Origin of the sequence: Humitalea rosea (assembly GCF_003253705.1) — a bacterium.
Classification (GTDB): Bacteria; Pseudomonadota; Alphaproteobacteria; order Acetobacterales; family Acetobacteraceae; genus Humitalea; species Humitalea rosea.
In genome coordinates, this window is record NZ_QKYU01000014.1 from 1 (window position 1) to 19,773 (window position 19,773).

Annotated in this window: 19 protein-coding genes; 4 read left to right on the forward strand and 15 right to left on the reverse strand. The window is 70.0% G+C overall.

Annotated features, from left to right (window positions below):
• Positions 1-415: 415 nt before the first annotated feature.
• On the reverse strand, positions 416-2,986 hold the full coding sequence (gene clpB, locus C8P66_RS12950; RefSeq protein ID WP_111398699.1) for an ATP-dependent chaperone ClpB: 2,571 nt from the start codon (positions 2,984-2,986) through the stop codon (positions 416-418).
• Between the two features lie 120 nt (positions 2,987-3,106).
• Between clpB and C8P66_RS12955 the strand changes: the two genes are divergently transcribed.
• Positions 3,107-3,862 (forward strand): MOSC domain-containing protein, encoded by a 756-nt coding sequence (locus C8P66_RS12955; protein WP_111398700.1) that lies wholly within the window; start codon positions 3,107-3,109, stop codon positions 3,860-3,862.
• Positions 3,863-4,003: 141 nt separating this feature from the next.
• Here C8P66_RS12955 and C8P66_RS12960 read toward each other — a convergent pair whose 3' ends face one another.
• The 8 genes from C8P66_RS12960 to C8P66_RS12995 all read right to left on the reverse strand — a co-directional run bounded on the left by C8P66_RS12960 (position 4,004) and on the right by C8P66_RS12995 (position 12,586).
• A complete protein-coding gene (locus tag C8P66_RS12960; RefSeq protein ID WP_245903494.1) occupies positions 4,004-4,627 on the reverse strand; it encodes a DUF4167 domain-containing protein in 624 nt (207 codons plus the stop codon).
• A 170-nt stretch (positions 4,628-4,797) separates the two neighbouring features.
• On the reverse strand, positions 4,798-5,682 hold the full coding sequence (prmC, locus tag C8P66_RS12965; RefSeq protein WP_111398701.1) for a peptide chain release factor N(5)-glutamine methyltransferase: 885 nt from the start codon (positions 5,680-5,682) through the stop codon (positions 4,798-4,800).
• A complete protein-coding gene (gene prfA, locus C8P66_RS12970) occupies positions 5,679-6,734 on the reverse strand; it encodes a peptide chain release factor 1 (protein ID WP_111398702.1) in 1,056 nt (351 codons plus the stop codon). Before prfA ends, prmC begins: the two co-directional genes overlap by 4 nt.
• Positions 6,731-7,969 (reverse strand): histidine--tRNA ligase, encoded by a 1,239-nt coding sequence (gene hisS, locus C8P66_RS12975; protein ID WP_111398703.1) that lies wholly within the window; start codon positions 7,967-7,969, stop codon positions 6,731-6,733. The genes prfA and hisS overlap by 4 nt, the downstream gene beginning before the upstream one ends.
• A gap of 44 nt (positions 7,970-8,013) precedes the next feature.
• Complete coding sequence (gene ispG, locus C8P66_RS12980; protein WP_111398704.1) at positions 8,014-9,138, reverse strand: flavodoxin-dependent (E)-4-hydroxy-3-methylbut-2-enyl-diphosphate synthase; 1,125 nt, start codon at positions 9,136-9,138, stop codon at positions 8,014-8,016.
• Between the two features lie 77 nt (positions 9,139-9,215).
• Complete coding sequence (locus C8P66_RS12985; RefSeq protein WP_111398705.1) at positions 9,216-10,259, reverse strand: helix-turn-helix domain-containing protein; 1,044 nt, start codon at positions 10,257-10,259, stop codon at positions 9,216-9,218.
• Positions 10,260-10,322: 63 nt separating this feature from the next.
• Entirely contained in the window at positions 10,323-11,306 is a 984-nt protein-coding gene (locus tag C8P66_RS12990; RefSeq protein WP_111398807.1) for an NAD(P)H-dependent flavin oxidoreductase, read from the reverse strand.
• Positions 11,307-11,344: 38 nt separating this feature from the next.
• Complete coding sequence (locus tag C8P66_RS12995) at positions 11,345-12,586, reverse strand: aspartate kinase (protein WP_111398706.1); 1,242 nt, start codon at positions 12,584-12,586, stop codon at positions 11,345-11,347.
• Positions 12,587-12,684: 98 nt separating this feature from the next.
• Here C8P66_RS12995 and ubiG point away from each other — a divergent pair, with 98 nt between their 5' ends.
• On the forward strand, positions 12,685-13,386 hold the full coding sequence (gene ubiG / locus C8P66_RS13000; RefSeq protein WP_111398707.1) for a bifunctional 2-polyprenyl-6-hydroxyphenol methylase/3-demethylubiquinol 3-O-methyltransferase UbiG: 702 nt from the start codon (positions 12,685-12,687) through the stop codon (positions 13,384-13,386).
• 4 nt (positions 13,387-13,390) lie between these two features.
• On the opposite strand, the gene C8P66_RS13005 is transcribed toward ubiG, so the two are convergent.
• The 5 genes from C8P66_RS13005 to C8P66_RS13025 form a co-directional block, all read right to left on the reverse strand.
• A complete protein-coding gene (locus C8P66_RS13005; protein WP_111398708.1) occupies positions 13,391-13,846 on the reverse strand; it encodes a DUF1178 family protein in 456 nt (151 codons plus the stop codon).
• A 77-nt stretch (positions 13,847-13,923) separates the two neighbouring features.
• Positions 13,924-14,178, reverse strand: coding sequence for a glutaredoxin 3 (gene grxC, locus C8P66_RS13010; RefSeq protein ID WP_111398709.1), 255 nt, complete (start codon positions 14,176-14,178; stop codon positions 13,924-13,926).
• Between the two features lie 64 nt (positions 14,179-14,242).
• Entirely contained in the window at positions 14,243-15,022 is a 780-nt protein-coding gene (locus tag C8P66_RS13015) for a ComF family protein (protein ID WP_245903496.1), read from the reverse strand.
• Positions 15,019-16,566, reverse strand: a complete 1,548-nt coding sequence (locus C8P66_RS13020; protein ID WP_111398711.1) for a rhodanese-like domain-containing protein — start codon at positions 16,564-16,566, stop codon at positions 15,019-15,021. Before C8P66_RS13020 ends, C8P66_RS13015 begins: the two co-directional genes overlap by 4 nt.
• Positions 16,563-17,150: a cysteine dioxygenase family protein gene (locus tag C8P66_RS13025; RefSeq protein WP_111398712.1), complete on the reverse strand. Its 588-nt coding sequence runs from the start codon at positions 17,148-17,150 to the stop codon at positions 16,563-16,565. Before C8P66_RS13025 ends, C8P66_RS13020 begins: the two co-directional genes overlap by 4 nt.
• A gap of 74 nt (positions 17,151-17,224) precedes the next feature.
• Here C8P66_RS13025 and C8P66_RS13030 point away from each other — a divergent pair, with 74 nt between their 5' ends.
• Both C8P66_RS13030 and map read left to right on the forward strand, forming a co-directional pair.
• Positions 17,225-18,127: a class I SAM-dependent methyltransferase gene (locus C8P66_RS13030; protein WP_111398713.1), complete on the forward strand. Its 903-nt coding sequence runs from the start codon at positions 17,225-17,227 to the stop codon at positions 18,125-18,127.
• 63 nt (positions 18,128-18,190) lie between these two features.
• A complete protein-coding gene (gene map / locus C8P66_RS13035) occupies positions 18,191-18,994 on the forward strand; it encodes a type I methionyl aminopeptidase (protein ID WP_111398714.1) in 804 nt (267 codons plus the stop codon).
• On the opposite strand, the gene C8P66_RS13040 is transcribed toward map, so the two are convergent.
• On the reverse strand, positions 18,985-19,731 hold the full coding sequence (locus C8P66_RS13040; RefSeq protein ID WP_111398715.1) for a glycerophosphodiester phosphodiesterase family protein: 747 nt from the start codon (positions 19,729-19,731) through the stop codon (positions 18,985-18,987). The genes map and C8P66_RS13040 overlap by 10 nt on opposite strands.
• Between the last annotated feature and the right edge of the window lie 42 nt (positions 19,732-19,773).

Sequence of the window (19,773 nt, forward strand, 5' to 3'; positions counted from 1 at the left end):
CCAACATAGAAACACCAGCCGCGCATCCCACCCCTTAATAAAGGTAGAATACATCCACCAGAACATGAACCAGTCAGCCCCAAGTCAACCCACACCAGGCCAACCAGAACTTGCAAGTTCCTTCCAGAAAACCGATCCACAAGGTCAAACAGCAATTCCGAAGCGCGCCTATACTTGGCCGGGTAGGCCGTGTCTAGCCACTCATTCGGAGACTTCCCCGACCGATTTTGCGGCGGGGGAGAGAATCTAACCGCACCAGTCGGTGGGGTCAAGTCCTTTCTTTCGCCGCCCGGTCTGGGGCGCCACCGGAGCGGAAGGTTGTGCCCTCCGCTTCGGTGAGGCGGTGTTTAGGCTGACTGTTCGATACTGTCAAATGCTTGAAACCAAGGGTTCCTGATTTCAGTCGTATGACAGCCTAGCCCAAAACGCGCAGCTCAAGCCCTTCCGTCCCGGCCCCCACTGTGACGTGGGCGCCATCGGGCAGGCTGCCTTCTAGCAGCAGCCCGGCCAAATGGTCCTGAAGGTTGCGTTGAATCACGCGTTTCAGGGGCCTCGCGCCATAAACCGGGTCATATCCGGCCTCCGCGAGCCAATTCCGCGCCGACTCGTCCAGGGTCAGGGTGATCTTGCGATCCTCCAACAGGGACCGCAGGCGGCCGAGCTGGATATCCACGATCGCACCCATCTCCTCCCGGGCCAGGCGCCGGAACAGCACGATCTCATCCAGGCGATTCAGGAATTCCGGCCTAAACCGCCCGCGCACTTGCGCCATCACCTGCCCGCGGACCAGTTCCACATCCGCCCCATCCGGCTGTGCCGCCAGAACGTCGGAGCCGAGGTTGCTGGTCAGCACGATCAGCGTGTTGCGGAAATCGACCGTTCGCCCCTGTCCATCGGTCAGCCTGCCGTCGTCCAGCACCTGCAGCAGGATGTTGAACACATCCTCATGCGCCTTCTCGACCTCGTCGAAGAGGATCACCTGATAGGGCCGGCGCCGGACCGCCTCGGTCAGCGTCCCGCCTTCCTCGTAGCCGACATAGCCCGGAGGGGCGCCGATCAGCCGGGCGACCGCGTGTTTCTCCATGAATTCGCTCATGTCGATCCGCAGCAGCGCCCGTTCGTCGTCGAACAGGAAATGCGCGATGGCCTTGGTCAGCTCGGTCTTGCCCACACCGGTCGGGCCCAGGAACAGGAAGCTGCCCATCGGCCGGTTCGGGTCCTGCAAGCCTGCCCGCGCCCGGCGGACGGCCTTGCTGACCGCCTCCAGCGCCTCCTGCTGGCCGACGACCCGCTTGCGCAGCTCATCCTCCATGCGAAGCAGCTTCGACCGCTCGCCTTCCAGCATCCGTTCCATGGGAATGCCGGTCCAGCGGCTGACGACGCCGGCGATGCTCGCCTCGGTCACCGCCTCATTCACCAGGCGGCCCTCGGTGCTGTCGGTCGCGATCTTGCGTTCCAACTGCGGGATGACGCCGTAGAGCAGCTCGGACGCCCGCCCCAGATCGCCGCGGCGCTGGGCCACCTCAACCTCGGTGCGCGCCTTGTCCAGCTCCTCCTTGGCTTTCTGGGAATCGGCCAGGGTCGCCTTCTCGGCCTGCCAACGGGTGGTCAGGGTGCCGCTGCGCTCCTCCAGATCCGCCAATTCGCGGTCCAGCTTCTCCAGCCGGTCGCGACTCGCCGAGTCTTCCTCCTTGCGAAGGGCGACCTGCTCGATCTTGAGCTGCAGCACCCGCCGATCCAGCTCGTCCAGCTCCTCGGGCTTGCTGTCCACCTGCATCCGCAGCCGGCTGGCCGCCTCATCCATCAGGTCGATGGCCTTGTCGGGCAGGAACCGGTCGGTGATGTAGCGGTTGGAGAGGGTGGCGGCAGCCACCAACGCGCTATCGGCGATCCGCACCCCGTGGTGCAGCTCGTACTTCTCCTTGATGCCGCGCAGGATGCTGATGGTATCCGCGACACTCGGCTCACCGACGTAGACCGGCTGGAAGCGGCGGGCCAAGGCCGCGTCCTTTTCCACATGCTTGCGGTATTCATCGAGGGTGGTGGCGCCGATGCAATGTAGCTCACCGCGGGCCAGCGCGGGTTTCAGCAGGTTGGAGGCATCCATGGCCCCATCCCCCTTCCCCGCCCCGATCAGCGTGTGCATCTCATCGATGAACAGGATCACCCCATCCTTGGCGCCCTCGATCTCGGTCAGCACCGCCTTCAGCCGTTCCTCGAACTCGCCGCGGTATTTGGCGCCGGCGATCAGGGAGCCGAGGTCGAGCGCCAGCACCTGCTTGCCCTTCAGCGCCTCCGGCACGTCGCCGTTCACCACGCGAATCGCGAGGCCCTCGACGATCGCGGTCTTGCCCACGCCGGGCTCGCCGATCAGGACGGGGTTGTTCTTGGTGCGGCGGGCCAGGACCTGGATGGCGCGGCGGATCTCCTCATCGCGGCCGATCACGGGGTCGAGCTTGCCCTCGCGGGCGGCGGCAGTCAGGTCGCGCGCGTATTTCTTCAGCGCGTCGAAGCTCGCTTCCGCACCGGCGCTATCCACTTTGCGGCCCTTTCGCAGGTCGGCCACCGCAGCCTCAAGGCGCTGCGGGTCGGCCCCGGCGCCCTTCAGCGCGCGCCCCGCGGTGGTGTCGGAGGCTGCCAACGCCACCAGCAGCCGGTCCTGCGCCACGAAGCTGTCACCGGCCTTCTGGGCGGATTGTTGGGCGGCATCGAGCACGCGGACCAGATCGGGCGTCACCTGCGGCTGGCCGGCGCCGGCGCCGCTCACCTTGGCGATGCGGGCAAGGTCGGTCTCGACCGCAAGGCGCGCGGCCTGCGGATCGCCGCCCGCCGTGCGGATCAGCCCAGCGGCGGCCCCTTCGGGATCATCGAGCAGCGCCTTGAGCAGATGCTCGGGCTGCAGCCTCTGATGGAATTCGCGTATGGCGATGGTGGAGGCCGCTTGCAGAAAGCCGCGCGACCGCTCGGTGAATTGCTCGATATCCATATCCGTCCCTCATGATGGAGGCGACCGGAGGTGCCGCCCCTCAGGAGGCAACGGCATCTCCACTGTCCGTGCATTGATCTGGTAACTGACTGCCCAGGCATTCAAGGGGAAACACCATTCATGCGGATCGAGCAGCTGTACCGCTACCCCGTGAAGGGGTTGACCGCCGAGGCGCTGGAGGAGGTGGTCGTGGAGGAAGGGCAGACCCTGCCGCACGACCGGCGCTTTGCCCTGGCCCAGGGGGATTCGGGCTTCGACCCCGAGGCGCCCCGGTTCCGGCCGAAGCAGAATTTCGCCTGCCTGATGGCGAATGCGAAGGTCGCACTGGTGCAGGCCGGGTTCGACCCACGCAGCGGCATCCTGGCCCTGGCGGCCCCTGGGCGCGCGCCCCTGGCCGCCCAGGCCACGACGCCCGAGGGCCGCGCCGAGATCGCCGTCTGGCTGAGCGAATTCCTGGCGGATGAGGCGCGCGGGACCATGACGTTCGTGGAAGCGCCGGGCCATGCCTTCACCGATCAGGTGAAGAAGGGCGTCTCACTGATCAACATGGCCAGCCTGCATGCGCTGGAAGCGGCGATCGGGCGGAAGCTGGACCCGCTCCGGTTCCGCGCCAACATCTACTTCACCGGCCTGCCGGCCTGGGCGGAGTTCGACTGGATTGGCAGCCGGATCCAGGCCGGGGGCGCGACCTTGGAGGTGTTCAAGCGCACCATCCGCTGCCCCGCGACGCAGGTCGATCTGGCGACCGGCACCCGTGACCTGGATATCCCGGCGCTGATGCGGCAGCACTTCGGCCATGCCGACCTGGGCGTGCATGCGACCGTGGTGGAAAGCGGCCGCATCGCGCGCGGCGATGCGATCGAACGCCTGCCCTGATGGAAGAAGCGGCCAAGCCTCAGGCTTGGCCCCAAAAACCCGAAAGAGACGGCCAAGCCTCAGGCTTGGCCCCAAAAAACCCGAAAGAGACGGCCAAGCCTCAGGCTTGGCCCCAAAAAACCCGAAAGAGACGGCCAAGCCTCAGGCTTGGCCGTGGGGCTCCATCTGCTCATCCTGATCGCCGTTGCCGCCGCTCAGGTCCTGAATCTCGATCTGGCCGTGGGACCGTTGGCCCTCATTCTGCTGCCCGTTCTGGGGCTGGCCATTCTGGGGCTGGCCGTTCTGAGGCTGGTCGTTCTGGTAACCGTCCTGGTCGCCCGGCTGCTCCGGCCCATTGCGCCAGCGGCCCTGCTGCTGCTGCGCCGCCGCCTGCTGCGGGGCGTGCTGGGTCGCGGCCTGGGCCATGGCGTTCAGGATACGGAAATAATGCTCGGCGTGCTGGAAGTAGGATTCCGCCATCACCCGATCGCCGGCACCGGTCGCGTCGCGGCCGACCTGGAGATACTTCTCGAAAAGCTGCTGCGCGGTGCCGCGCATCCGCATATCGGGGCCGCTGCTGTCGAAAACATGGTTCCGGTTGAGGGGCTGCTGTCCGCCGCCGCTCTGCCCGGCGTGACGGTAGGCGCCACCGCCAGCACCGCCGCCGCTGCCACCACCACCGCCCCCGCCGTGGCGATTTCCGCCGCGGCCGCGCATGCGCTTCATGTTCATCGTGGTCTGGTTCGCCGCTCTGTGCCCTGCCACGCCGGCGCGCATCGCGCGCATCGGGAGGGGCTTCGTTGATACCCGAGTTGGGAGAATCGTATTGGGGTCGTCAATACGGCCTGCCGGTTCGGCGAGGATGGGGCGGCTCCCGCAGGATCGAACGACCCCGATAGCCCCGGACAACAAGCCTCGCCTGCCTAGCGGGGGAATCCCCTCACCGCGACGCCACCCTATCGGCCCAGGCCTGCGTCCGCAAACGGTTTTCTCAACAAAACTGCCCTGTCGTGACCGCCTAGGTCGGCCCGCGCCTCGCCGGAGACCAGCCCGGCCGCCGTGGCGATGGCCTCCACCGCCGCGCGCTGCCCGGCGCCGAGTTCCAGCACCGCCACCCCGCCCGGCACCAGCAGGTCCGGCAGCTGCGCGCAGACGGCGCGATAGGCGACCAGCCCATCCGCCCCGCCGTCCAGCGCCGAGGCCGGTTCGTAGCGCGCGACACCGGGTTCCAGGCCGGGGATGGCCTCGGCCTCGATATAGGGCGGGTTGCAGAGGATCAGGTCGAAGCCTCCCGCCAGCGCCGCCCCCCAATCCCCGGCGAGGAAGGCGGCGCGGTCGCCGAGCCCATTGGCCACGGCATTATCCCGCGCGAGGGCGGCGACCGCAGGCACCCGGTCGATCCCGATCCCGAAGGCGCCCGGCCGTTCGGCCAGCACCGCCAGCAGCAGCGCGCCGGTGCCGGTGCCCAGATCCAGGACGCGACGGGGCTCGGGGGCCACCTCCAGCGCCAGTTCCACCAGGGATTCGCTGTCGGGGCGCGGGATCAGCGTGGCGGGGGAGACGGCGAGGTCCAGCGACCAGAACCCCTGCCGGCCGAGCAGATAGGCCATCGGCTCATCGGCCAGCCGCCGCTTCAACAGGCCGCCGAACGCCGCCACCGCCGCGTCCGGCACGGTCTGGCGTGGGTCGCGCAGCAGCGCGTCGGGGGTGGTGGCCATGGCGTGGGCGAGCAGCGCGCGGGCTTCTGCGCGCGGATTGTCCACCGCCGCCGCGCGCAAGACCTGCCCGGCCTGGCAGAGGAAGGCGCCCACCGTCCCGCCAGGGTCGGTGCAGGGGGTCACACGCCCTCGGCGGCCAGGCGGGCGGCCTCATCCTCGGCGGTCAAAGCGTCGATGATCTCGTCCAACTCGCCCAGCATGACCCGGTCGATCTTGTGCAAGGTCAGGCCGATGCGGTGGTCGGTGACGCGGCCTTGCGGGAAGTTATAGGTGCGGATGCGTTCGCTGCGGTCGCCGGTGCCGATCTGGCCGCGGCGATCGGCGGCACGGGTATCGGCCAGGCGCGACCGCTGCTGCTCGAACATCCGGGCGCGCAGGATCTTCATGGCCTTGGCGCGGTTCTTGTGCTGGCTGCGCTCCTCCTGCATCGCCACCACGATCCCGGTCGGCAGATGGGTGATGCGCACGGCGCTGTCGGTCTTGTTCACATGCTGCCCGCCGGCGCCCGAGGCGCGGTAGGTGTCGATCCGCAGATCATTGTCGTTGATCTGCACGTCCACCTCCTCGGCTTCCGGCAGCACGGCGACGGTCACGGTCGAGGTATGGATGCGCCCCTGGGTTTCGGTGGAGGGCACCCGCTGCACCCGATGCACGCCGCTTTCGAACTTCAGCTTGGCGAAAACGCCCTTGCCGCCGATTTCGGCGGTGCCGCCCTTCAGCCCGCCGAGTTCGGTCTCGTCGTATTCCAGCACCTCGAAGGTCCAGCGCCGGTTTTCGGCGTAGCGGCGATAGGCGCCGAACAGCTCCGCCGCGAACAGCCCCGCCTCATCCCCGCCCGCCGCCGGGCGGATTTCCAGGATGGCGTTGCGCTCATCGGCCAGGTCGCGCGGCAGCAGCATCAGCCGCACCTCGCGTTCCAGCGCCGGCAAGGTTTTTTCGATGTCGGCGAGGTCGGCCTCGGCCAGTTCCCGCATCTCGGGGTCGTCCAGCATCGCGCGGGCCTCGTCCCGCGCCTGTTCGGCGGCGCGCAGGGCGTTCACGCGCGCGACCAGCGGTTCGAGGTCGGACAGTTCCTTGGACAGCGTGCCCACGCGGGCGCCATCGGCGGTCTCCAGGCTCGCGCGCAATTCCTCGGCGCGCGAGACCAGCACGTCCAGCTTGTCCGCGAGGCTCATCGCAACAGCGCGGCCAGCTCCGCCAACGGCACCAGCATCTGTTCGCCGGTGGTGAGGTCCTTCAGCTGGGCATTGCCGGCGGCGACCTCATCCTCACCCAGGATGACGGCGGCGCGGGCGCCGATCCGGTTGGCGCGTTCCATGCGGCGTTTCATATTGCCCTTATAGCCGATTTCCGCCGCGATCCCCGCCGAACGCAGCAGCCGCAAGGCGGCCAGGGCCTGGGGCTCCTGCGCCTCGGTCACCGGGATCACCGCCACGGGGCGCGGGGCGGGGGGGGCTTCGGGCAGCAGCATGGACAGGCGCTCGACGCCCGCGGCCCAGCCGACGGAAGGGGTGGCGGGGCCGCCCATCTCCTCGACCAGACCATCGTAGCGGCCGCCGGCCATGACCGTGCCCTGGGCGCCGAGGCGGTCGGTCACGAATTCAAAGGCGGTGTGGCTGTAGTAGTCGAGGCCCCGCACGATCCGCGGGTTTTCCCGCCAGGGCACCGCGAAGGCGGTGAGGTAGCCGGTGACGGCGGCGTAGAAGGCGGCAGCGCTCGCGGTCAGATAGGGGTGGATGTCGGGGGCGGTGGCGACGATTTTCCGGTCGCCCTCATCCTTGCTGTCCAGGATGCGCAGCGGGTTCTTGGCGAGCCGCACCTGGCTGTCGGCCGAAAGCGCCGTGGCATGGGCGGAAAAATGCGCGACCAGAGCCTCGCGATAGGCGTCGCGGCTTTCCGCATCGCCCAAAGTGTTCACCTCCAGCACCACGCCCTCGGTCATGCCGAGCGCCTGCTGGATGTGCCAGCCACAGGCGATCACCTCGGCATCCGCCAAGGGTTCGGCCGCACCCAGGATTTCGCAGCCGATCTGGTGGAACTGGCGGTAGCGGCCCTTCTGGGGGCGCTCATAGCGGAACATCGGGCCGGCGTAGAACACTTTTCGGGGCAAATTCGCCTGGGCCAAGCCGTTGGAGACCAAAGCGCGGCAGACGCCGGCGGTGTTCTCTGGCCGCAAGGTCAGGCTGTCGCCGCCACGGTCGGTGAAGGAATACATCTCCTTGGACACCACATCCGAGGTGTCGCCGAGTCCGCGCGAAAACACGCGGGTGTCCTCGAAGATCGGGGTGGTCCATTCCTCGAAGCCGTAAAGGGCGGCGATGCGGCGGGCGGTGTCGATGACCTGGGTGTGGCGCCGCTGGTCCTCGCCGATCAGGTCGCGGGTGCCTCGGACAGGTTGGAGCTTTTCCATGGGCGGGCGTTAGCGCCGGGATGGCGCGGGGGCAAGCGGGGGGGCTACTCCGCCGCCAGCTTCTCCGCCTCCTTGGCCGCCTTCATCACCGCAGCCCGCGCCTCAACCAGCCCGACGATGTGCTCCACCATCTCCTCGGTCTTCACCGTATGGCTGGTCTTGCCCATGCCATAGACCATATGCGTCCCCGCCCCGCCGCCGGTCAGGCCGATATCGGTCATCAGCGCCTCGCCCGGCCCGTTCACCACGCAGCCGATGATCGACAGGCTGATCGGCTGGTCGATATGCGCGAGGCGCTCCTCCAGCTTTTCGACCGTGCGGATCACGTCAAACCCCTGCCTGGCGCAGGAGGGGCAGGAAATCACCCGCACCCCGCGGTGGCGGATGCCGAGCGACTTCAGCATCTCCCAGCCGACATGCACCTCTTCCGCCGGCTCCGCCGACAGCGACACGCGCAGGGTATCCCCGATGCCCGCCCAGAGCAGCGAGCCCAGCCCGATCGCGGATTTCACGGTGCCGGTGCGTTTGCCGCCCGCCTCGGTGATGCCGATGTGCAGCGGGTGGTCGCAGACCTCGGCCAGCTGCTGGTAGGCCGCGACCGCGAGGAAGACGTCGGACGCCTTCACGCTGATCTTGAACTCGTGGAAATCCAGCTCCTGCAAATGGGCGGCGTGCCACAGCGCGGATTCGACCAGCGCCTCCGGGTTCGGCTCGCCGTATTTTTCCAGCAGATGCCGCTCCAGCGAGCCCGCATTCACCCCGATGCGGATCGAGCAGCCATAATCGCGCGCCGCCTGCACCACCTCCTTCACCCGCTCCTTCGAGCCGATGTTGCCGGGATTGATGCGCAGGCAGGCGGCACCGGCGCGGGCGGCCTCGATGGCGCGGCGGTAGTGGAAATGGATGTCGGCGATGATCGGGACATTCACCTCCCGCACGATCTCCGCCAGTGCGGCGGTCGATTCCTCGGTCGGGCAGGAGACACGGACGATGTCCACGCCGGCGATCTCCGACAGCCGGATCTGGGCGATGGTCGCCGCGGCATCCTCGGTCGGCGTATTGGTCATGGTCTGGACGGTGATGGGCGCATCCCCGCCCACCGGCACTTTTCCGACCATGATCTGCCGGGACTTGCGGCGGATAATCTGCTGGTAGGGACGGTAGGACATGCGGCCTGCTCCGATCACGCGCCCCCGATATGGCACCGGCAGGCTGACAACAGAAGGCGTGGCGCCGTGTTGGCGCCTCAGCGGGCGGCGGGGCGCGCCGCCTTCAGGGTATCGGGCACCAGCGGCACATCTCGCAGCACGCCATTGCGGCCTTCGAGCGCCTGGGTCACCTGGCCATCGACGATGACCTCCAGCGCCTGCGAGCGGCCGGTGGTCAGCACCAGGCCTTCGGTCGGCGGCACCTGGAAGCTTTCGCCCGCACGCAGCACACGGTTCACGATGATCTGGCCGCTACGCGGGTCGCGCACCTGGATCCAGCACTCATCCTGCGCCTTGAGCGTGATGCGGGAGGCCAGGCTCGCCCCCACCGCGGGGGTCGCCGGCGGCGGAGCCGACGCGGCGACGGGGGCGGCGGGCGCCGGAACATTGGGGCCGGTCGGGACCAGCGTCCCGGCCGGGGCCGCGGCGGTCGAGCGCGGCGCCTGGCCAGCCGGCGTGGCACTGGCCGGCGTGGCACCGGGCGGCGTCGTTCCAGCGGGGGGTGGCGTCGCGGGGGCCGGAGGGCTGGGCGGCAGCAGCGCCGCAGTCCCGGTGGCTGGCATGCCCCCAGGGCCTGGCAGCGCCGGAAGCTGCGCGCCCTGGCGCGCCGTCTCCTCCAGCCGGGGCGGCAGGCTCGGCACGGTATCGACGGTGCGATTGGCCGAACCGCTCCACTGGTACCAGCCGACATAGGCGCCCACGACCAAAACCGCGCCGACCAGGATCACGGCCCCGGCGGGCACGCCACGCTCGGGCACCGGCTCGGGGAAGACCAGTTCGCCGCGGGGGCGGGAGGCAGCACCGGCACCGTCGCGGAACCGGCGGATCATCTCATCGGCATCCAGCCCCATTTCGCGGGCATAGCTGCGGACGAAGCCGATGGCATAGGCGGTGCCCGGCAGGTCGCGGACGCGGCCTTCTTCCAGGGCGGCGATGTAGCGCCGGTTGATTCTCAGCCGGTCGGCCATCTCCTCCAGCGAGACGCCGAGGGACTCGCGCGCATCGCGCAACTCCTCGCCGACACGGGCGGATTCGCCGGAATGAAGGTCGGGTCGCGCATTGCGCTTCATATCGATGGCCACGGGGGCTTCCCTACTCCGAGAGGGGCCCGCGGGCAAACCGCAGGATGCTGCAATGCCGCGAAATCATGCGTCCCGCGACATGAGGGCCGCAACCGCCTGGTCGATCAGCTCCGCCACGATCTCGGCGGCCGGGGCCTCACGGGTGACCATGCCGACGCTTTGCCCGGCCATGACGCTGCCGCCGTCCACATCGCCGTCGATCACGGCACGTCGGAGTGCGCCCGCCCAGAAGTGCTCGATGTCCAGCTGAGCGGCTTCCCTGGACAGCTCGCCGGACTGGAATTTCTGCAGCACGGCCGCCTGATGCGCCATGAAGCGCTTGGTCCCCTCATTCACCAGGGCCCGGACCGGGATCACCGGGAAGCGCTCGTCGATCTGCATGGTCGGCACCGCATCCCGCGCATTGCCGCGGATGAAGGCCTGCTTGAAGCGGGCATGGGCGATGCATTCGGTGGCGGTGACGAAGCGGGTGCCGAGCTGGGCGCCCGCCGCGCCCATCTCCAGATAGGCGAGGATCGCCTCGCCCCGCCCGATGCCGCCGGCGACGAAAATCGGCACGTCGCGCAGATGCGGCAAAATCTCCTGCGCCAGCACGTTCAGGGAAACGGGGCCGATATGGCCGCCGGCCTCGCTGCCCTCGATGACCAGGGCATCGGCACCGGAGCGCACGAGCTTCTTGCCGAGCGACAGCGCGGGGGTGAAGCAGATGACGCGGGCCCCGCCCTCCTTGGCCGCCTTGATCGCGGGGCCGGGCGGAATGCCGCCGGCGAAGACGATATGGGTGACCTTGGCCTCCAGGCAGACCTGCACCAGCTCCAGCAACTGCGGATGCATGGTGATCAGGTTCACGCCGAAGGGCTTTGTGGTCAGCGCCTGGGTGCCGGCGATCTCGGCGGCGAGGCGCTGCGGGTCCATGGCGCCACAGGCGATGACGCCGAAGGCCCCGGCGTTGGAAAGCGCGGCAACGAGATTGCGCTCGCTGACCCAGGACATCGCCCCGCCCAGCAAGGCATAGCGGCAGCCGAGGAAGTCCCGGCCCCGCGCCATCAGCTGGTCGAGCTTCGCGGCCGCCACAGCCCGGTCGGTCACTTGCCTTCCGCCGGGGGGGCTTCCGGGCCGTCCAGCCCATAGGCGGTGTGCAGGGCGCGCACCGCAAGCTCGGTGTATTCGGCGCCGACGAGGACGGAGGTCTTGATCTCGCTGGTCGAGATCACCTGGATGTTGATGCCCTTGGCCGCCAGCGTGCTGAACATGGTGGCGGCGACGCCGGCGTGGCTGCGCATGCCGATGCCGACGATGCTGATCTTGGCGACCGCCGGATCGGCCAGCAGGGAATCATAGCCGATGCTGGGCCGGTTCTCCTCCAGCACCTGCCGCGCGCGGGGCAGGTCGGCGCGGCCGAGGGTGAAGGTCATATCCGTGGTGCCATCGGCGCCGAGGTTCTGGACGATCATGTCCACATTCACATTGGCCTCGGCCAGCGGGCCGAACACCCGCGCGGCGATGCCGGGCTGGTCGGGCACGCGGCGCAGGGTCACCTTCGCCTCGTCGCGTGAATAGGCCACGCCGGTCACAAGCGGCTGTTCCACGATCTCGTCCTCATCCACCACCAGCGAACCCGGCAGGTCCGCGAAGCTGCTCAATACCTGAATCCGCACGCGGGCCTTCATGGCCAGTTCGACGCTGCGGGTCTGCAAGACCTTGGCGCCGACCGAGGCCAGCTCCAGCATCTCCTCATAGGCGATGCGGTCGAGCTTCTTCGCGCGCGGCACGATGCGCGGGTCGGTCGTGTAGATGCCATCGACATCCGTATAGATGTCGCAGCGATCGGCCTTCACCGCCGCCGCGATCGCGACCGCCGAGAGATCCGACCCGCCACGGCCGAGCGTGGTCACCCGCCCATCCGGCCCGACGCCCTGGAAGCCCGCGATCACCGGCACCTGGCCCGCGGCCATGGCCGCGATCAGGGCGGCGCCGTCGATCTCCTCGACCCGCGCCTTGCCATGGGCGGCATCGGTGCGGATCGGCACCTGCCAGCCGAGCCAGGACCGGCCCTGGACGCCCTGCGTCTGCAAGGCGATGGCGGTGAGGCCGATCGTCACCTGCTCGCCGGTCGCGACCACGGTGTCGTATTCGGCCTGGTCATGCAGGGGCGCGAGTTCGCCGCACCACTTCACCAATTGATTGGTCACGCCGGACATGGCGGAGACGACGACGGCGACCTCATGCCCCGCCTTCACCTCGCGCGCCACGCGGGCGGCGACGTTGCGGATACGGTCGAGATCGGCGACGGAGGTCCCGCCGAACTTCATCACGATACGGGCCATGGCGGCGGGAGGGTCTTCTCGGCTTCGGGCTGGTTGCGCGTGGCGCAGGGGCGGGACATCTACCGAGTGACACGCAGCACCGCAACCGGAGGCCCTCCATGTCGGGAACAGCAGCACCCGAGGAAATCCGCCGTTTCGATGCCCTGGCCGAGCAATGGTGGGATCCGGAGGGGCCGATGGCGCCGTTGCACCGGATGAATCCGGCCCGGATCGGCTGGATCGCCGCGCGGCTCGGCGGGCTGGAGGGCAAGCGGATCCTCGACGTCGGCTGCGGCGCCGGCCTCGCGGCCGAGGCGCTGGCGCGGCAGGGCGCCGTGGTGACGGGAATCGACGCCGCCGGCGCGGCCCTGGCCGTGGCCCGCGCCCATGCCGAGGCGGAGGGCGTGGCCGTGACCTATCAGGAGACGACCCCCGAGGCCCTGGCCGCGACCGGCGCCCGCTTCGACGCGGTGCTGGCGCTGGAGGTGATCGAGCATGTCCCCCCCGACCAGCGCCCGGCCTTCTGCGCCGCCCTCGCGGCCCTGGTGAAGCCGGGGGGCGTGGTGGTGCTCTCCACCCTCAACCGGACCAGGCGCGCCTATGCTGTGGCGATCCTGGGGGCGGAATACGTGCTGCGGCTGCTGCCACGGGGGACGCATGACTGGCGGCTGTTCGTGACACCCGCCGAGCTTGGCGCGCTGCTGCGCCATGCGGGGCTGCGGCCCTCGGGCGTGGCCGGGCTGCTGCCCGAGGGCTGCGGCCGGCGCTTCCGAACCGGGAGCGATGTCGGGGTGAACTACATGATGGCGGCGGCGGCCTGACGCCTCAGCCGTCGGCGCGCGGCACCCACGGCACCTGGCCGATCTCGATACCCTCATCGCGCAGCGCCTCGGCCTCGGCTTCGGTCGCCTCGCCGTAAATGCCGCGGGGGGGCTCGGGTTCGGCGGCGCGGGCGCGGCGGCGGGCTTCCTCGGCGAAGGCCGGACCGACGTAGTCGCAATTGGCCTCGACCTCGGCCCGAACCCGCTGCAACAGCGCGACCAGCTTGGCCGGCATCGGCCCGGGCGGCGGGGCGACGGCGGCCACCGGGGCGGCCGGAGCCACGGGTGTCGCACGCGGCTTGCCCAGCGCCGGCGCCATCAGCGCCCGCGTCACGGCATGGCTGCCGCATTCGGGGCAATCGACCAGCTTGGCCGCGGCCTGCCGCTCGAACCCCGCCGAATCGCGGAACCAGCCGTCGAAGCTGTGACCGTGGTCACAGCATAATTGATAGTGGATCATTCAGGCCTGGATCCGGACGCATGGCCGGCTCGCCATCGAGCCGTCATACCCACATGTGGGGGGTCCGCCACGCCGAGTCACCCCACGAGCAGGGCGTCGAGCTTCCCCGCGCGGTCCAGCGCCGCCAATTCGTCGGAGCCGCCGATCGACGCGCCGTCGATGAAGATCTGCGGCACGCTGGTACGGCCGGAGCGCTCCTGCGCCTCCTTGCGCAGCGCCGAGCCATTCGGCGCCTCCTTCTCCTCGAAGGCGGCACCCTTGCGGGTCAACAGTGCCCGGGCGCGGTCGCAGTAGGGGCACCAGGGCTGCGTGTACATTTCGATCTTGGCCATAGGCGCAAAATCGGCATGCCGGATCGTCCGGTCAAGACGGCCGGCCATCGAAACCCGCCCGCGCCTATCCTGCCCAGAAGCTCGGGTTGGGCACCCGCGCCGCGACCAGGGCGGAAACCCGCCCCGCCCCACCTTCCAGCAGCACCGCAGCACAGGCCGAGGCGGTGGCGCCGGAGGTCATCACATCATCGATCAGGACGATATGCTTGCCATGAAGCCTGGCCCCCGGCCGCAGCCGGAACACCTCCGCCACCAGCAGCGCCCGCTCGGCCGCCCCACGATCGGCCAAGGAGGGCGTCGCGCGCACCCGGCGCAGCAGATCCGGATGCCAGGCGACACCGCTGCCCCGCGCGATCCGCGCGGCCAACAGGGCCGACTGGTTGTAGCGGCGCTGCCGCAGCCGCGCGGGATGGAGCGGCACCGGCACCAGCAGATCGGCCGTCGCCAGTATCCGCCGCCCCGCCAGGATCATCCGCCCGGCCAGCACCCGCGCCATCTCCGGCCGGTCGCCATGCTTGAGCGGCAGCACCAGCCGCTTCACCCCTTCGTCATAGCGGAAGGCCGCGGCGGTGGCGGTGAAGGCAGGGGGGCGGCGGAGGCAGGGCTCGCAGACCAGCCCCCCCGCCGCATCCTGCCCCGCCGCCTGCCCTGCGTGGCGGAACGGCGAAGCGCAGCGCGCGCAGAGCGGCGCCCCGAGGGTCGTCAGATCCCCGACGCAGATCGAACACAGCAGGCCCTGCGTCGCCACCGCCCCGCCGCAGGCCGGGCAATGCGGCGGCAACAGCGCATCCAGCAGGAAGCGCAGCGCGCCGCCAAGGTGGCCCCGGGCCGCCTGTACGATCACCAGGCGCCGAAGCGGGCGTCACCGTCGCGGGCCACCTGGGCAGGCAGATCGACCTCCCAGCCCAGATAGGTGCGCATCGCGGCCTCCTGCCCCGAATTGCGGTCGTAGGGGCGCAGATAGGCGTCGATGCAGGCCTCGTCCGGCGGGTTGGTGCGGTCCGTCACCAGCGGCAGGCCGCAGCCCGCCGCCCCGCCGGCCAGCAGCCGCACCCGCATGCCGGGAAACAGCGCCCGCAGTTCGGCGCTAGCGTGCTCGGCCGCGACCGGATCGGCGACCACCACAAGCTCGGTCGCGAGGCTGGCGCCGAGCCGCGCCCGCACCGCGCCAAGCCGGCGGCGGACGCCCCAGACCGCACCCGGCACCGCGCCGGCGCGGGAGGCGAGGCTGCGGCCAAGCTGCACCGTCACCACCGCCCCGGCGGCATGCAGGGCCCGGAACGCCTCGGTGCCGATCGTCTCCATGGTGGGCGCGGTCGCGGGTGCGGGGGCCCGCGCGCGCGCCATCGCGCCGTCCAACACCCAGACCTCCCAGCCGCCCAGGCGCCGCAGCCAGCCGGCGGTCATGCGCGCGCGCACCCCGTCGTCATCGACCAGCACGATCCGGGCATGGCGCACCGCGACCCAGCGATCCGTCGCCTGCACCAGTTGCCCGCCGGGGGCGGAGACGCTGCCGGCGAGGTGCGCCTGCGCGAATTCCTCCGGCTCCCGCACATCCAGCACATAGGTCGTGCGTTCGAGCGCGACCGGGATGGTGGTCGCGATCCGCACGCCGTTGCGGGTGGCAAAGGCCTCGGCCGCGGCGCGGGTGGCCGCCACATCCGGCGGCGGCCCGGGCGGGAAGCGCGCGGTCTTGCCGTGGTCGGAGTGAAAGCCCGCCAGCTCCCACCCCATGGTCCCATCGCGCAGCGCCACGACCCGGTTGGGCACGCCCGCCTGGCGCAGGCTTTCGGCGCCGAGGATCGACCGCGTCCGCCCGGCGCAATTCACCACGATGGTGGCCTCGGGCGGGATCTTCAGCGCGGGCAGGCGATAGACCAGCTCGCCGCCCGGCACGTTGATGCCGCCGGGGATCGACATGGCGTGGAATTCGTCGAAGGGCCGGCTGTCCAGCACCACCAGCGGCTCGCCATCGGCCTTCATCGCAGCCAGGGTTTCTGGCGCGACATGGGGCGTGCCGTCATGGTGCTCGACCCATTCGCCAAAGGCCTTGGACGGCACATTGACCCCGGAGAACACCTCGTATCCCGCCCGCGCCCAGGCCGGGGTGCCGCCCGCCAGCAGCGACACATCGGCCGCACCCAGGCCCTGGAGTACGGCGATAAGTTGTTCCGCCTCCCCCTCCCCGCCGTCGCAGACGACGATGCGGGTGGCGAGGCGCGGCAGCAGCTGCGGCGCGCGCCATTCGGCCTGGGAGAGCGGGCATGGCACCGCCCAGAACAGATGCGCGGTGCCGAACAGCCCTTCCTCCCGCGCATCCAGGATGGCGAGTTCCTGGCCATCGGCGATCCAGGATTTCAGCGTCGCGGGCGCGATGCGGCGGATCACGACCCTGGATCCTCGGCCGCATAAGGAGAGATCGTGCTGGTGGCGAGATCGAAGCTGTGGCGATCCGTCAGCCGCTCCAGCGCCATGCCATAGAGATGCAGGTGCCGCCCCGGCCGGTCGCCGCGGGTATGCAGGCTGTGGATGTCATCGGGCATCAGCGCGATGCCCCGTCCCGGTTCGACCATGATTTCCTCCCGCAGCCGCAACACCGCGCGGCCGGCAATGACGCCATCATCGGTACGGCTATAGACGCGGTGCAATGCCTGGCCCTCAAGGGCGGCGGCGGCGAACCAGGTGCCATGGTCATGCGGCCGCGTGTCCTGGCCGGGCGCCAGGACATTCAGATAAAGCGCGAAGCCGCCGCCGAGGTCCTCCCGCAGCGAATGCAGGCGGTTGCCCTGGCCCTCCGCCGCCAGGAATTCGGCGGCCGGGAACAACGCGCGCTGCTCGGCGAGGGCCAGAAGCTCCTCCCGGATCGCGGTCAGCGACGGCCGGTTGATGCCGCTCGCCTCCACGATGGCATGTATGCGTGCCAGGGATTCGTCGACGGCAAGGACGCGCCCCGCCAGGATGTCTGCATTCACCGCGGGTGCTCCCTGATCCCCGCACAAGGCTACACCACAAGCCACCACGGCCTGAAACATGCTAGCCAGCGATCATGTCCGCCCCGTCCCCCACCCCTGCCTTTGCCGGCCCCTTCGACCGCCGCCTCCTCGCCCGCCGCCGGGCCCGCGCGGCCGTCACGGTCGGCCGCGCCGCCCCTTTGCTGGACGCGGCCGCCAGCCTGCTGCTGGACCGGCTGGACGACACCACCCGCCGCTTCACCCGGGCACTCGACCTCGGCGGGCGAGGCGCGGTGGCACCGCTGCTGCGGGCGCGGGGGATCGAATTCGTGGTCTCGGCCGATCTGGCCCCGGCCATGGCCGGCGTCGCCGGCGGCCTGCCGGTGGCGGCCGATGAGGAATGGCTCCCCTTCGCGGTCGGCAGCTTCGACCTCGTGGTCGCCAGCCTGTCGCTGCATACGGTCAACGACCTTCCGGGCGCGCTGATCCAGATCCGCCGGGCGCTGCGCCCGGATGGGCTGTTCCTGGCCAGCCTGCCGGGCCTCGGCACCTTGCAGCCGCTGCGCGAGGCGTTGGCCGCGGTCGAGGCCGATCTGCGTGGCGGGGCGGCGCCTCGCGTCTCGCCCTTCCCCACCCTCCAGGACGGAGCTGCCCTGCTGCAAAGGGCGGGCTTCGCCCTGCCGGTGGCGGATCTGGACCGGCTGGACGCGGCCTGGCGCAGCCCGCTCGGCCTGCTGCGCGACATCCAGGCGGTGGGCGAACAGGCGGCGCTGCACGCCAGGGACCGCCGGATCCCGCCGCGCGGGCTGTTTCCAGGGGCTTTGGCACGTCTGGCGGGCGATGGCCCGATCGTGGCGCCGCTGCCCCTGCTCATCCTGACCGGCTGGGCGCCGGCCCCGGACCAGCCGAAACCGGCCCGCCGAGGCAGTGCGACGGTCCGGCTTGCCGATGCCCTCGGAGTCGAGGAGCGTCGCAGCGGGGACACACCACCGCGCTGAGCGCGCTTGTGCCGGAGGCACTGACGTCTCATCTACGCGGAATTCTGGGATATAGTCGCGCGCATGGAACAGGCCGGGGCGGAAAACCGCCGCATCATTCTTCATCCCCCCGAGGATTTCGTGGGCATGCGCGCCGCCGGCAGGCTGGCGGCGCAATGCCTCGACATGATCACGCCCCATGTCGTGCCGGGCGTCACCACCGACCGGCTGGACCAGCTGTGCCATGACTTCACGCTGGCGCATGGCGCGGTGCCGGCGACGCTCGGCTATCGCGGCTACACGAAATCCTGCTGCACCAGCATCAACCACGTCGTCTGCCACGGTATCCCGGGCGACCGGATGCTGGTGGCCGGCGACATCGTGAACATCGACGTGACCGTCATCCTGGACGGCTGGCACGGCGACAGCTCACGCATGTATGCCGCGGGCGAGCCCTCGACCAAGGCGCGGCTGCTGATGGATGTCACCTATGACTCCATGATGAAGGGCATCGCGGCGATCCGCCCCGGTGCGACCCTCGGCGCGGTCGGGGCGGCGATCCAGACCTATGTGGAGCGCCACCGCTTCTCCGTCGTGCGGGATTTCTGCGGCCATGGCATCGGGCGCAGCTTCCACGCGCCGCCGAATGTGCTGCACTTCGGCCGCGCCGGCGATGGCCCGGTGCTGGCGCCGGGGATGTTCTTCACGGTGGAGCCGATGGTGAATGCCGGCCGGCCGGAGGTGAAGATCCTCGACGACGGCTGGACCGCGGTGACCCGCGACCGCAGCCTTTCGGCGCAATACGAGCACATGGTGGGCGTGACCGAGACGGGGGTGGAGATCTTCACCCTCTCGCCCGAAGGCAAGCACCGCTACCCCTACGCCTGACCGATCAGGGCGCGGCGGCCCAGCGCCAGCGCCGGGTCGTCCGTCGCGAAGGCATCGAGGCCCAGCGCCAGCGCGCGGTCGATCGTCTCGGCATGGTTGGCGCCCCAGGCGCCACAGCCGAGCCCCGCGGCCCGCATCGCCGCCACATAGGCGGCATCGGCCGCCGCGATTCCCGTCTCCGCCGCCGGCAGGCCGTGGGCCAGGGCGACGGCGGCCACACCGGCCACGCCGAGGCCCCGCAGCGTCGCGGGCTCCACCAGCCAGGCCGCGCCGGCCAGGCCGCCCGCCCGCCAGGCCGCGGCCACGGTCGGCGCATCGAAGGCGATGATCAGGCTGCGCCCCAGCATCCCGGCATCGACCAGGACCGACAGCACCCGCGGCACGATCTCCGGATAGGGCCGGCCGGTGGCATCGGGCTTGATTTCCACGCGCAGCAGCATCCGCCCCCGCGCGAACAGCGCCGCCACGGCCGCGAGGCTCGGCACGCCCAATTGCCCGGCGCCGCGGATCCGCAGCCGCGCGACCTCGGAGGCGGTCATCGCGGCGACCGGCCCGCGCCCATCGGTGGTGCGATCCGCCAGAGCATCATGAATGACCACGGGCTCTCCATCCGCGGTCAGATGGACATCGCATTCCACCTGCTCGACAGGCATGGCATAGGTATTGCTAAATGCCAGAAGAGTATTCTCGGGCCAAAGAAAGGAGCCCCCCCGATGGCTGATGATCGCCCCCGACATGATGATTGCCCTAAAAACTGAAGCCGGACACTGCCTTCAACT

Coding starts and splice junctions, on each gene's coding strand:
- C8P66_RS12995 (WP_111398706.1), bottom strand. CDS start 12,586: ATGGCCCGTATCGTGATGAAGTTCGGCGGGACCTCCGTCGCCGATCTC.
- C8P66_RS12960 (WP_245903494.1), bottom strand. CDS start 4,627: ATGCGCGCGATGCGCGCCGGCGTGGCAGGGCACAGAGCGGCGAACCAG.
- prfA (WP_111398702.1), bottom strand. CDS start 6,734: ATGAGCCTCGCGGACAAGCTGGACGTGCTGGTCTCGCGCGCCGAGGAA.
- grxC (WP_111398709.1), bottom strand. CDS start 14,178: ATGGCCAAGATCGAAATGTACACGCAGCCCTGGTGCCCCTACTGCGAC.
- hisS (WP_111398703.1), bottom strand. CDS start 7,969: ATGGAAAAGCTCCAACCTGTCCGAGGCACCCGCGACCTGATCGGCGAG.
- ubiG (WP_111398707.1), top strand. CDS start 12,685: ATGTCGGGAACAGCAGCACCCGAGGAAATCCGCCGTTTCGATGCCCTG.
- clpB (WP_111398699.1), bottom strand. CDS start 2,986: ATGGATATCGAGCAATTCACCGAGCGGTCGCGCGGCTTTCTGCAAGCG.
- C8P66_RS13040 (WP_111398715.1), bottom strand. CDS start 19,731: ATGTCGGGGGCGATCATCAGCCATCGGGGGGGCTCCTTTCTTTGGCCC.
- C8P66_RS12990 (WP_111398807.1), bottom strand. CDS start 11,306: ATGGCGCGGGGCCGGGACTTCCTCGGCTGCCGCTATGCCTTGCTGGGC.
- ispG (WP_111398704.1), bottom strand. CDS start 9,138: ATGTCCTACCGTCCCTACCAGCAGATTATCCGCCGCAAGTCCCGGCAG.
- C8P66_RS13005 (WP_111398708.1), bottom strand. CDS start 13,846: ATGATCCACTATCAATTATGCTGTGACCACGGTCACAGCTTCGACGGC.
- C8P66_RS12955 (WP_111398700.1), top strand. CDS start 3,107: ATGCGGATCGAGCAGCTGTACCGCTACCCCGTGAAGGGGTTGACCGCC.
- map (WP_111398714.1), top strand. CDS start 18,191: ATGGAACAGGCCGGGGCGGAAAACCGCCGCATCATTCTTCATCCCCCC.
- C8P66_RS13030 (WP_111398713.1), top strand. CDS start 17,225: ATGTCCGCCCCGTCCCCCACCCCTGCCTTTGCCGGCCCCTTCGACCGC.